The organism is Nostoc sp. T09 (genome assembly GCF_002154695.1).
Lineage (GTDB): Bacteria > Cyanobacteriota > Cyanobacteriia > Cyanobacteriales > Nostocaceae > Aulosira.
In genome coordinates this window covers 1-12,641 of record NZ_MTAV01000061.1, presented here as the reverse complement: position 1 = coordinate 12,641, position 12,641 = coordinate 1, and the positions used below count along the sequence as shown (strand labels likewise).

10 protein-coding genes and 1 pseudogene are annotated in these 12,641 nt (G+C 39.4%); 3 read left to right on the top strand and 8 right to left on the bottom strand.

The window, feature by feature from the left end; genetic code table 11:
* Positions 1 to 121 precede the first annotated feature (121 nt).
* The 8 genes from BV372_RS14330 to BV372_RS14295 form a co-directional block, all read right to left on the bottom strand.
* Entirely contained in the window at positions 122 to 1,201 is a 1,080-nt protein-coding gene (locus tag BV372_RS14330) for a tetratricopeptide repeat protein (RefSeq protein ID WP_086687174.1), read from the bottom strand.
* 74 nt (positions 1,202 to 1,275) lie between these two features.
* On the bottom strand, positions 1,276 to 1,602 hold the full coding sequence (locus tag BV372_RS14325) for a hypothetical protein (protein ID WP_086687173.1): 327 nt from the start codon (positions 1,600 to 1,602) through the stop codon (positions 1,276 to 1,278).
* 538 nt (positions 1,603 to 2,140) lie between these two features.
* Positions 2,141 to 2,578, bottom strand: coding sequence for an NADAR family protein (locus tag BV372_RS14320; RefSeq protein WP_086687172.1), 438 nt, complete (start codon positions 2,576 to 2,578; stop codon positions 2,141 to 2,143).
* Positions 2,579 to 3,235: 657 nt separating this feature from the next.
* Complete coding sequence (locus BV372_RS14315; protein ID WP_086687171.1) at positions 3,236 to 3,610, bottom strand: DUF6464 family protein; 375 nt, start codon at positions 3,608 to 3,610, stop codon at positions 3,236 to 3,238.
* 291 nt (positions 3,611 to 3,901) lie between these two features.
* Entirely contained in the window at positions 3,902 to 4,312 is a 411-nt protein-coding gene (locus BV372_RS14310) for a hypothetical protein (protein ID WP_086687170.1), read from the bottom strand.
* Between the two features lie 590 nt (positions 4,313 to 4,902).
* Entirely contained in the window at positions 4,903 to 5,202 is a 300-nt protein-coding gene (locus tag BV372_RS14305) for an RNA-binding protein (RefSeq protein WP_086687169.1), read from the bottom strand.
* A 413-nt stretch (positions 5,203 to 5,615) separates the two neighbouring features.
* Positions 5,616 to 6,155, bottom strand: coding sequence for a hypothetical protein (locus tag BV372_RS14300; RefSeq protein ID WP_086687168.1), 540 nt, complete (start codon positions 6,153 to 6,155; stop codon positions 5,616 to 5,618).
* Between the two features lie 240 nt (positions 6,156 to 6,395).
* Positions 6,396 to 7,745: an OB-fold nucleic acid binding domain-containing protein gene (locus tag BV372_RS14295; RefSeq protein WP_086687167.1), complete on the bottom strand. Its 1,350-nt coding sequence runs from the start codon at positions 7,743 to 7,745 to the stop codon at positions 6,396 to 6,398.
* Positions 7,746 to 8,042: 297 nt separating this feature from the next.
* Here BV372_RS14295 and gatA point away from each other — a divergent pair, with 297 nt between their 5' ends.
* The 3 genes and pseudogenes from gatA to BV372_RS14280 all read left to right on the top strand — a co-directional run bounded on the left by gatA (position 8,043) and on the right by BV372_RS14280 (position 12,310).
* The gene (gene gatA / locus BV372_RS14290; RefSeq protein WP_086687166.1) at positions 8,043 to 9,503 is read left to right on the top strand and encodes an Asp-tRNA(Asn)/Glu-tRNA(Gln) amidotransferase subunit GatA; all 1,461 of its coding nucleotides are present in this window, start codon (positions 8,043 to 8,045) and stop codon (positions 9,501 to 9,503) included.
* A 454-nt stretch (positions 9,504 to 9,957) separates the two neighbouring features.
* A pseudogene (locus BV372_RS14285) lies at positions 9,958 to 10,847 on the top strand (alpha/beta hydrolase).
* 341 nt (positions 10,848 to 11,188) lie between these two features.
* Positions 11,189 to 12,310, top strand: coding sequence for a RodZ family helix-turn-helix domain-containing protein (locus tag BV372_RS14280; protein ID WP_306298973.1), 1,122 nt, complete (start codon positions 11,189 to 11,191; stop codon positions 12,308 to 12,310).
* Positions 12,311 to 12,641: the final 331 nt, after the last annotated feature.

Genomic DNA, 12,641 nt, shown 5'->3' with positions numbered 1-12,641 from the left:
CCTGTAGGAGATTTTTTTGGAATCAACTGTTGCTGAAAATTGTTATTTACAGAACTTTTATTGTATCAGTTGTATCGGTTTATTTCAGCAGCAATTAGTCATGAGCAAAGCAAAAGTATTTTCAGTCAAGATCCATTGTTTGGTATTGCATTGCTTTGGCATAATCGCCTAAGGCGTAACAGGCAACTCTTAGACTGGCAAGGGCTTGTTCTTGACTGCGACGATCTTTGATAGCCTTGGCTAAGAGCAAACGTTGTTCATGGTATGTAATTGCTTTAGCGTAGTCACCTAATGCTTCACAAGCAACTCCTAAACTCCCTAGAGACTGTTCCTCACTTCGGTTGTCTTGAAGTTCTCTGGCTAATTGCCAACGCTCTTCGTAATAAATAATAGCTTTGGCATAATCACCTAAGGCATAGCAGGCATTACCCAAATTCTTGAGTACATGAACAGCACTACGCAGATTTTTTAGAGAACGTGATATGACTACACACTTTTCATAGTAAGCGATCGCTTTTGGGTAGTCGTCCAATGCATACCAAGCATTGCCTAAATTCTTGAGTACTTGTTCTTCACCCCAATTGTCTTGGAGTTCCTGGACAATTTTTAAACTTTGCTCTTGATACTTAATTGCCTTTGCAACGTTACCTACAGCTTTATAAACCAAACCCAGATTATTTAGAGCTGCGACTTGACTTCGCTTATCTTGCTGTTGCTGCGTGATTTTCAAACTATCTTCTAAAAACTGAATGGCTTTGTCATAGTCGTTGAGGTGACGATAAGCATTGCCTAAATGGGAAAGCACTTGCATCCGCACAGCTATATCTGAGGTGTCCTTCATTAAGGCAAGACATTGTTGGCAGTAGGAGATAGTTTTCTGGTAGTCCCCTGATGTATAGACTGTTAATGCTAAAAAGGAAAGCACTTTTTCCTGCTTTTGGGAATTCCCGACTGCTTGAAACAGCGCTAAAGATTCTTCTAAAGACTTTATTGCAGCAATTAAATCGCCAGCTTGCTGCTGTTTGACTCCTTGCCGCAGTAGTTTGGATGCTTCTAATAGCTGGGAGTTACTTTCTTGTGAAAAAATTGTTTCTTCTGATAAACCTTGGTCAAATTCATGGGCAATGGTGTTGCTCTTTCTTAATTTTCCATATTTTGTTGGAACTTTTAAGGGATCTATGTTTTTTCCGCCTGTAGACATCGACCAAGTCCTATGAAGTTTGGTGATATATTTTAGTATTCCCAAAATCTTCAGTAAATCTTCATGCAAGTAATTTATTCTTCCTTGATATCGACTACTGAACGATTTATTGGAATTTTGGTATTCCAAATTTGTTCAAATTCTGCCTTAGTAATGGCAAATTCTAGGAGATCCTCTTCATTGAATTGCTTATCGCATAACATACCATAGTCATCTGTTAAGTGGCTGCGATCATAAGACAAGATATTACCGTTTTCGTAAATTTCTATTTGCCTTACGGCATATAAATCATGCCCAACTTCCATAAAGTAAGTGCTAGTGCCCCAATGCTCGTATTCGCCTCCCAAGGATTCATCCCAAAACCATTTGCAATATCTCTTTTTGTTTTTTGAGAAAGACATAAATGCTTTCCTCCTTTGAGAGATGACTAATTTTTAGTTGTTTGTTATGCAAATATAATTGTTTTAAGTTTGAGTTAAGAGACCTTTAAAGATTAAAGTTAGTAAGTATGGTCAAAAGGTTATATAATACTCGAAGTCGCTATTATCTTTGTGCAAAATTAGGAATTCGTAATTAACTATTGGTAAGAGTTACAGACATTTCCAATTAGTGGTTTATTTCTGCCGTGCAGTACTATAAAAATCCGGTTTTATTTTAGAAAAGTTTCACACTCGTCTATCTAGCTTCTTTCATGTTCCCTGTTAACAGCTTCTATAAGTAACTTCACAAAACAAATAGAAGTTTCATAGCTAGCATACAAGCTTTAGCCTAATTCTCCATAAATAGGCAACAAAGGATGATTGATGCATAAACGCACTTTTACAGCAACAGGGCTACACCTTGAAATTGTTTGCTACTCAATACTTATTTTAGAACTTGGTGAGAGACAGTAAAGAAGAGAACAACATTATTTTACAGATATATTCCAACCTCTGCACTTTAGATGGAACGAAGTATTTCTCTAACTTCCATTAAAATTATTCCTAACATATTTTTACCACTCCCATCAGATCCACAACCCCAGTAAAAATCAATAGGAGAGTTTTCGATGATTTCTTCATTACCTGTGGAAAACAGAATTTCCTTAATATCTGCATGAGTTTCAAATTTGCGTAGTACAGCTTTGCGCATAATGTCGTCTTTAACTTGTTCCCAATCTTGGCGCAGAGGACGGCTTCTTTCACGCCCCATCCTTGCTGCTTCCTTAGGATTTTTTACTAACCGGATTTGTTCTACATGCAAGGTTCCAACGAATTTTTGTGCTTGGAAATAGTGTTCGCTGGTAGGCCAATATAACTCATCTAACTCAAACCCGTGGGGTGAGAAGTTCGAGAAACAGCCATATTGTTCGCGAACGGTGTAAAAATAAATTGTCATGGAATTTATAATAAGTTCTAGTTACTCAGTCTGCCAAAATCATCTCAATCGCCTTAATATAGCAGTCCTATTTCATTTGTGAAAAAATAAAGTAAATTTGTAGTTTGTTTTTCCTCTGTTCCCCTACCCTTCTCCTGCGGAGACGCTACGCGTAGCTTGCTTCCCCGGAGGGGTACGGGAACGCTTTCAGCGAACGGCTTGGTGCAGTTGCTGATGGGGGAAACCACGCCATTTGCTATCCTTCTCCTAACGGAGACGCTACGCGAACGGGTTCTCCTTTGGAGTACAAGCCGAGAAACCCGACGCCAGTTGCTACAACATCCCTTCGGGTGACGCTCGTTCCTCGGAGCGTCACCCGAAAGGCGTTGGAAACCCTCCCACAGCGCTGGATTCACTGCAACGCAGTGGCTCTCCTGCGTACCCGTCACTGCTTCACCTGTTCCCTGCCTTAACGAGTAATTTCACAACTCATTTAAGATTGCTATAGATAAACAGATGTGGTGTTAATTAATTGACGTCATCATTTGATTATCTAATATCAATTAGTTCACAAAATCTAACTATTTTCTAAAAAGTTCCTTTAAAAGTGCATGGTCTAAATTAAATAAGTTTACTTCAGTCTTTCCTATGAAAGGAAAGTGCACAGGGTTAAATATTTTAAGTCCTATGCTCACTGCCAACTAATTCCTTGGGTTCGTAGTGACGGCATCCCTGACATGGACCGTTGGGATTAACAGCACAGCGAATATAGCCGGATCTCGCATTAAATTTGCAGCTGATGTCGCCAACTAGATAACCCACCCCTTCTAGATAGTAGCGTTCCCCGTTCGACGAAGTCGTTCCCGAAGGGTAGGGGTTGCCGCAGGCATCGCCCTCAACTGGCCTAATATCTTGCCTTACCCGCACTCCCGTAACGTTCATAGCTGCTTGTCTCATCCTTAAACGTGTCCGCAAATGAGTTTTGCGGATTATCCACAGGGAGAACAGGGATGGTAGGAAACCAATGGCAATCACCAAAAGAGTCCTTAACACTTTTTCTTTACCTCTTTTATTTGCTGATTAATCGTCCCCGACATTGCACTATCGTTATTGTCGTGAGTGCAACTATTAGGACAGTTCCGCCTTTGCGCCTTGGAAGTAAAGTTTTTGCAGACGACAATGGCGTGTGGTACTAGCGACTTTGGGTAAGAATTATCGACTACCACTTTAATCAGCATAACTTTTACAGTTTATGGGTTGGGCTTTAGTTGCACCTTCATATCTTTAAGATTTGTTGATTAACAGTCTTGAGAAAAAATTATGGTTCTTCAGTTTTCTGTGCTACTACGATCGCCATTCTTTTTTTCGGCTTTGCAGACGAAGTTGCTGTGCTAGCTGTGCTGCTTCTCTTTCTGCATGAAAGATATCTACTTTTCGCATCGTCAGGATAAATGACTCGTCTGGCTTTTGTAGTACCCAAGGGACGCTAACTGGCAAATACTGACAAATGCTTTTGTATGGCTGACCTTTCTCTTGCAGTGTGCCAGCTATCGTTTTGAATTCCAAGATCATTGCTTCTAACTGCGCGGCCATTTGATTGATGCATTGCACTTGTGCTACTAAACGCTCCCATTCATTACCAATATCATTCTCTGGAAATTGCAATGGCGCGATCGCAGTAGTTATTGTTTTTACCTGTGGCGGTGAAATAGGCGTAGCAAAAGGTTTTTTGTCGCTGTCTTTAATTTCTCTCATGATTCCTCTGACAAGACTAATTGGCTGTTCAGGCATTTTAACAGTTAAATAGTATATTTGTACTATAAAAATTAGATTTCAGATTTGTGCCTTGAAAACCCGGCCTTGCTAGAAGTTTTATCTCACAAAAGAATTATATTTTGGATTAAAAAGGCTCAAGCATTCCTGCCTGAGCTGATACTTAAATTTAATTAATTTTCGTTTTCAATGGCTTATACCATTTTGGATTTTAGATTTTGCGAAAAGTTGAGGCAGTGCGGTCTTGGGGGTTCGCCCCCAATCCCCAGAGGGGACCCCGAGTCCCCCATGAGCAACTGCCGAAAGGGTTTTCCGGCTTGTTCGCTGTTCGGCGGAGCCGTTCCCGTTCCCCGTTGGGCGTAGCCCTTCCCGCAGGGTAGGGGTTGCCGAAGGCTAAGGTAAGCGTTCCCGCAGGGTAGCAACTGGCGTTACCAGGAGGGTTTCCCTCCGTAGCAAACTTTCCAAGACAGATTTTGGATTGTGAAACATTTATTGTATAAGCGTTTTAGATTTCCATCTGTCGCAATCATTTTTCAAATTAGTATTAGCTTCAATAGCTAAATTGATAACGCTTAGTAGCGGTTACGGAAGTTGTTGTTTCTACGTTCACCACCAAACGAACCTCTGTCTTCTCTGGGTTTAGCCTTATTCACTTTCAGGTCACGTCCCATCCACTCAGCACCATCAAGAGCTTCAATGGCAGCTGTTTCTTCAGCATCCGTACCCATTTCTATAAAACCAAAGCCACGCATACGACCTGTTTCACGGTCAGTAGGTAGCTGAACCCGCTTAACAGAACCATATTCTGCAAACACAGCGCTCAAACTCTCTTCTGTAACTTCGTAAGAAAGATTGCCTACATAAACTGACATAGATTATTCCCAAAATCATGAGTGTGTAGAGATTTAGATTTCGGAGAATAGTCTGTGAATACCAAAAGGAATAAAGCCTATGAATAATAAAAACAAACAAGGTCACCGAATTAACTCTCACTTTTCAGCATGACACAGCAGCCAATTATTGGGACCAAGTTGAAAAAACTGTTATAAAAAGTTATGGAAGCAATTAATAGCTACGTATAATTCATTTGCGTATATAGGAATCATCTTTGATTTTTGGAAAAAAGACATACTTATTTTTATTCTTTCTCTGCTACCTATTGCCTACCTCTAAGATTAAATTCATGAAACAAATAAGTTGGCTATATTATAAAAAAGTTAGACTTTTTATAAAGTAAACTTTTCACATCTGCTGGTAGCCTTCCCCAATACAGATAATTATAAATTTAATTATTTATTTGATAATTTTTCCGCCATTCTTCCAGATGCTCTATAGTTACTGATTTAGTTATTACATTTACACCATTACCTCGCCAATCAACTTCTGGATCTGTGGTAAAAACACCACACTCCAATTGCTCAGGTTTGATATGCCAATATTCACTGAATCGGCCTTTTAAAGTAATAACCTGCTCAAATACTTTGTTTCTATGCTTATTTCTTCTTTTTCTTTCTGTGGCTCCTGTTGCTTCTGTATCAATAAATTTAGTTTCTATTAAAAACAGATTACCTCGATTTGTAAGGTAAACAAAATCACATTTTCCTAAATCAGTATAATCTGCAATTGGTGACTTCTCAAATAACAACAATTCAGAGCATGAAGGAAAAAATTTCTTAAGATTTAGAAATAAATAAGCTTGTAATAGAAGTTCTTTGTCATATGGAAAAAAAATCACCCCTTCAAAAAATTTTTTGATATCTTCCTGCGTTTGGGGTTGAATTCTTTTACAATATGAGACAAATTTATCTAGATCATTGATGATCATCAAATCTTAGCTCCTTCCCCTGGCTATTGCCAAAATGGCATGGCATCAAAAGATACCATGTATTACGGGAAGATATCATCCGCATAAGTAACCAAAAAACAGACTAAACAGCCTTTTATCTCCGGCTATATACTGTTGACGGAGTAGTAAATCTTATGTCAAGCTAATTCAAAAAATCTCAGTAATGACGCTGTAAAGGTAGTATCTAATAAAACCTAGTTAACTTGTGATTTCCTGGTTTCAACTACCAGTAAGCGGTTTGATATGAGCTGGGAATCTGGCATTTTGAAGAGCGATAACAGCGCTAAGAGAATCTTGTACCCAAAATTGTCTACCAAAACGGACAAGTTGACGAGAATTTCCAGCTTGTACTATGCCAATCACAGGTATTTTTGCCTTGTCTTTGTCTCCTGATTGTTCTTTCAAAATATTTCTTAAGCGATCGCGTTCTTCAATGTTGACTGCTTGTAGGGGAGTTAATTCTACCATTACCAGTTTTACAGTATCAACTACTTCAGCATCTTCAACAATAAATTGAGTTTGTTCATCTCGTCGGTCGACTTTACCCCAAATAATCAATCTGGCATCAACTTGGAGCAAGGAACTAATACGTTCGTAATTTTTAGGAAAGACCACTGCTTCTGATTGAGAAGTTAAATCTTCAACTTGCAAAATTGCCATTGGGTCGCCTTTTTTGGTGATAACTTTCTTTACACCATTGAGCATGACAACAGCACAAAGCATTGTGTCTTCTCGTTGCTCACCAAGCTGTGACAGGTTAATTGGAGCTAAAACTAGAGATGATTGCTTAATAGATTTTAGAGGATGGTCTGATACATAAAAGCCCAAAAGTTCTTTTTCCATCCGTAATTTTTCTTGTGGAGGAAAATCGGAAACAGCTTGAGCTTTAGGAGCAATTTCAAACGCATTATTGGCAGTTTTATTATTAGTAGAAGCAAATCCCCCTAATAAATCAAAGATACTTCCTTGCCCGCTGGCTCTGTCTTTGGCACGGGATTGTGCCCAATCATAGACTAACGGTAAATCCTGCATGAGCTGGTGACGGTTGGGTTGGATTTTATCAAAAGCGCCACAAGAAATCAGCGACTCCAAAGTCCTGCGGTTAACAGCACGCAGATCCACGCGATCGCAAAAATCCCCCAGAGATTTAAACTCTCCACCTTCGTTTCTAGCTTCTAAAATAGAAGCGATCGCATTCTGCCCCACATTCCGAACTGCGGAAAATCCAAACAATATTTTTTCTGCTGCTGGCGTAAAATCTACACCAGAGCGATTAATATCTGGTGGTTCGATTTGAATGTTCATACTCATACAGGTGGCAATATATTTTTGCACCTTGTCGGTGTCTCCACTGTTAGCCGTTAACAGTGCCGCCATATATTCCAACGGGTAATTAGCTTTTAAATACGCTGTTTGATAAGTTACATAACCATAGGCAGTTGAATGTGATTTATTGAAACAATTGGAAGCTATCAAACCATTTTTGATAGCAAAATTATGGTCGCGCTCAACTCCAATGTCATAAACATTTTGTTCGCTCAATAATTTACGTGTAACTATTTTGACCATTTTTTTATTAATTCCTTAAGTAAATCTATAAAATGCTTTAATTTATAAAGTTATCAAGATTTTAAACTAGCCAATGCCCATACTACAAAATCTATTCCAGGGCGAACACTGCTATACTCTTACACGAAAATAGGCAAAATTTAGGTACTGGGAACTGGGGGAAATAACCAATGACGGCAGTTGCTCCACTTGGGGAAACCCCAAGACCGCACTGCCTCCCCCATGCCTAATTCTCAATGACCCATGCCCAATCATAATGTACTAAAATCAAGGACTTGAGTCACAAAGGGAGCAATCATGGCATCCATCCGCGAGTTGCACGAACAACTAATTAAAAAAGAACGTTCTGCCGTTGAAATTACCCAAGAAGCTTTAGACCGCATCCAAGCGTTAGAGCCGAAATTGCACAGTTTCTTGTGTGTAACTGCACCGCAGGCGTTAGAGCAGGCTCGTGCAGTGGATGCTAAAATCGCTGCTGGTGAAGAAATCGGACTGCTAGCAGGGATTCCTATTGGTATCAAAGATAATCTCTGTACCAAAGGTATTACCACCACTTGCGCCTCCCGGATTTTAGAAAATTTTGTGCCGCCTTATGAATCAACGGTAACGCAAAAACTAGCAGATGCTGGCGCTGTGATGGTAGGAAAAACAAACTTGGATGAGTTTGCAATGGGCAGTTCTACAGAAAACTCTGCCTACCAAGTCACTGCTAATCCTTGGGATTTATCGCGGATTCCTGGTGGTTCTTCGGGCGGTTCAGCAGCGGCGGTAGCGGCAGAAGAATGTGTTGTTGCCCTTGGTTCTGATACTGGCGGCTCAATTCGTCAACCTGCTTCGTTCTGTGGTGTAGTTGGGCTAAAACCAACTTACGGATTAGTTTCTCGTTACGGTTTGGTGGCTTATGCTTCATCTTTGGATCAAATAGGACCCTTTGGCCGCACAGTAGAAGATGCGGCAATATTATTAAATGCGATCGCAGGTTACGATCCCAAAGATTCAACTAGCCTCAAAGTAGAAATTCCTGATTATGCGGCTAGTTTAAAACCAGACTTGAAAGCTAGAAGAAAGCTGAGAATAGGTATCATCAAAGAAACTTTTGGTGAAGGCTTAGACTCAGTGGTAGAACAAGCAGTTACCAAAGCGATCGATCAACTGCAACATTTGGGAGCAGAAATTCATATAGTTTCCTGTCCCCGCTTCCGGTATGGCTTACCTAGCTACTACATCATTGCCCCATCGGAAGCTTCTGCCAACCTAGCTCGCTATGATGGTGTGAAGTATGGTTTGCGTGCTCCTGATGCAGAGAATCTGCTGTCAATGTACACTCGTACCCGCGCGTCTGGTTTTGGTACAGAAGTGAAACGGCGGATTATGATTGGCACTTACGCGCTTTCTGCTGGCTATTACGATGCTTACTATCTCAAAGCTCAAAAAGTCCGCACTCTGATTAAGCAAGACTTTGAAAGAGCATTTGAACAAGTTGATGTGTTAGTTTCTCCTACTGCTCCCACTACAGCATTTAAAGCTGGAGAAAAAACTACAGATCCCTTGAGCATGTACTTAACTGACTTGATGACTATTCCTGTAAACCTTGCGGGTTTACCAGGCTTAAGTGTACCGTGCGGATTTGATGAGCAAGGGCTACCTATTGGATTGCAGCTAATTGGCAGAGTGCTGCGAGAAGATCAACTGTTTCAGGTAGCTTACGCCTATGAGCAATCAACTTCCTGGCATATCCATCAACCACAATTTTCTTAAAAATAGAGGCTTTTGATGCAGGAATAGTATTCAAATACATTAATTATGACGAGCTACGAGATTCCCGAATTTTCAAAAATTCGGGAATTTTGCTTTATCAGTGCAATAAAACAATAATTTATCCGGGAACGGAACATAGAAAAGCTTTTGGTAAGACAGAGATCTGGATATTTTTTTAATTGCAATAGACATAGCACCACGATGTTTTTATCTGTGATGACGTAACCCACTATGAGACCTGCTTAAATTTCTCGTAAGTTGTTTATTCTCAGTCTTGTTTGAAAACTTACTTCTGGCATAGTGAATTTTTGTAAATTTTTGTATATAATCTTACTGATAACTCAAACTCATTAAAATTTTATGTTCGGGTTTATCTTAGCTGGAGCGTTTCTAAGCTACCAGGTAAGAAAATTGTTGTGTTTATAAATACTAGTAATTTTACCCAATTATGTACATGAGAATAGACAAGCTGCAACTACCATTAGATTTTTTATTAAAGGTACTACTTTATTTAGGTATTATTGCCGCGATCGCCTATTGTGGATTTTGTCTGTTACTTTTTATTCAGCAACCGCGGTTTATCTTTTTTCCTTCTAATGTCATTCAAGAGACACCAGCGCTGTTTAATGTTGCTTATGAAGAAGTTTGGTTACCAGTACCGATGCGATCGCGTAGAGTGGAACACATCCACGGTTGGTGGCTCAAAGCTAAGCACTCGAATGCCAAAGTGTTGCTGTATCTGCATGGTAACGGTATCAATATTGGTGCAAATATTGCTCATGCCTATCGGTTTTATCAACTAGGCTTTTCTGTATTGCTTATTGACTATCGGGGTTATGGACGCAGTGAAGGTACTTTTCCTAATGAAAGGAGAGTTTATCAAGATGCAGCCACAGCTTGGAATTACCTGGTACAGCAACTACAAATTCCACCAGGGCAGATCTTTGTTTACGGGCATTCTTTGGGAGGTGCAATAGCCATTGATCTGGCAGTCAAACATCCAAATGCTGCTGGATTAATTGTGGAAAGTTCTTTCACCTCCATTCGCGAGGTAGTAGCCTACAGGAACTTGTTTTGGATGTTCCCCGTCAATTTAATTCTGACACAGCGCTTTGAATCAAAAAAAAATTACCGAAGTTAAAAATGCCAGTTTTATTTATTCACGGCACCGCCGATTCGAGTGTGCCGTTTTTCATGAGTCAACAACTGTATGCGATTACGCCTGAAACCAAAAAGCTGATTTTAGTTCCTGACGCAGGACACAATGACGTAGCAGATGTAGCTGGTGGGGAATATATGCAATGGATAGATGATTTTGTTCAACAAGTTTATGCTCCCAGGTAATTAAATGGCTAATAAAAATTATGCAAAACGTTAACTACCTTATGAAAGCTATTATTCAAGTTTCTACATATAATAAATTCTCTTCTCAACTTTTAAACTATTTCTTATGGTAGGTTTATTGCCACTCTAGTTTAATATAATCTTGTTTAATAAAATCTCGTAATTACATTAATTTGTGCATCCATAGATACGTAGCGGCTCTACGCAGGCTACAGTAACTAATATGGTGGTATTAATATATTTAGAAAATCTTTTTATTTTGCAAATTTAGACCCAAACAGGTAAAAAAATAATATATAACAATCCGGATAAGTTAGCCAATAGTCGTAGAAATTATACAGGTGGAACTACTATCTACTCCAGTACTGGAAGAGAATAAAATTATGGCTATGACTCCTGTATATTTAGTAACAATTCCTGGAAATACTCCTATTGAAATTTCTCAAGATGAATTGCGATCGCTACTTGGCGAAATTGAAGCTGAATTGCATCGTAGTAAGGTTTATCGCCGTGCTTTAGCTACCTTACAGCAGTTGCTAGGATCATCAGCTGAGCAAGCCAAAATGTTATTTAAAGCTGTCAGTCGGGAAGCAATTGGTTTAGCATTTCAGCAATTTGCAACACATGGTCAGCAAGTTGCAGATAGTAGTCCAAAGGCAGATGTAACTAGTATTTCTGCCAGTGTTGAACAGGAAGATTTAAAAAATCAGACACAGCGATTAACAAGTATTAAATCACACGCACCAGAATCGATTGCAAATAGCAATAAGGGTAATTTACCTTCACAGACGAACACATCTGTAGATTTACCAAAAACTCAAGAATCTAAATTTCCAGCAGCATGGATGAAGCGGTTTAATTTAAATAAACAAACGTCTAATGCTGAACAAAATAAGCTAACCGTAGCTGAAGAATATGCAGTAAGTTTGCGTCAAATAAGTCAACAACTCCGGCAAGCTCGTGAGTCTAGAGGATTATCTTTGATGCAACTGCAAGCATATACTCTCATACCACTCCATCATATGGAGGCGTTAGAAAATGCTAATTTAGATTTATTACCAGAAGATGTATTTATTCGTGGTTTTATACGCATCACAGGCAATGCTTTAGGGCTAAATGGTACAGCCTTAGCAGCTTCTTTACCTAAACTTGAGACAGTCAAATCAGTTTTGCCTTCTTGGTGTCAAGCGAAAAAAGCGTCTGGGGTGTCGGGGCTTGAAATCCGCCCGATGCATTTGTATGTTGGTTATACAGCGCTCGTTGCTGGAGCAGTGGGAGGATTATCCTTAATGTCTCAACAAGCCAACTCCGACAAAACTCTGCATGTTGATGTGGATAGTAACCTCTCTTCATCGTTATCTCAGTCAAAACAGAAAACTGAAGCAACTGCTAAACCAGGAATCAAGTCTAGTACAACTAGTGTCATAGTCGGACCTGATATTTCTCCACCAGAAGCACTTTAATTAAGATAAAAGAAAAAACTCTTCTGATTAATTTTGACATAGCGTAGGCGTAGCCCGCCGTAGGCATCGCTTTTTTGCACTGCTTGCGGATGGGCGATCGATCGCATTTTAGTCTAATGATTTTTGTCGAATAAAATTCCCGACTTCTGCAAGAAAGTCGGGAATTTTATTATTCATTAATGATTTAGATATTTGAAATATATATAGGGTGGACAATATCGACTTTACACTTACAACAAATTTCAAGTTAGTGAAGTACAGATCCTAGGCTTCAAACCCAAGCATAAAGACTGTTTTACTTCTGAATTCTGAATTCTAACTCCTGAATTCT

Excerpts from the sequence above, each read along its gene's own strand:
- BV372_RS14330 (WP_086687174.1), bottom strand. The coding sequence starts at position 1,201 with ATGTCTACAGGCGGAAAAAACATAGATCCCTTAAAAGTTCCAACAAAA.
- BV372_RS14325 (WP_086687173.1), bottom strand. The coding sequence starts at position 1,602 with ATGTCTTTCTCAAAAAACAAAAAGAGATATTGCAAATGGTTTTGGGAT.
- BV372_RS14320 (WP_086687172.1), bottom strand. The coding sequence starts at position 2,578 with ATGACAATTTATTTTTACACCGTTCGCGAACAATATGGCTGTTTCTCG.
- BV372_RS14310 (WP_086687170.1), bottom strand. The coding sequence starts at position 4,312 with ATGAGAGAAATTAAAGACAGCGACAAAAAACCTTTTGCTACGCCTATT.
- BV372_RS14305 (WP_086687169.1), bottom strand. The coding sequence starts at position 5,202 with ATGTCAGTTTATGTAGGCAATCTTTCTTACGAAGTTACAGAAGAGAGT.
- BV372_RS14300 (WP_086687168.1), bottom strand. The coding sequence starts at position 6,155 with ATGATCATCAATGATCTAGATAAATTTGTCTCATATTGTAAAAGAATT.
- BV372_RS14295 (WP_086687167.1), bottom strand. The coding sequence starts at position 7,745 with ATGGTCAAAATAGTTACACGTAAATTATTGAGCGAACAAAATGTTTAT.
- gatA (WP_086687166.1), top strand. The coding sequence starts at position 8,043 with ATGGCATCCATCCGCGAGTTGCACGAACAACTAATTAAAAAAGAACGT.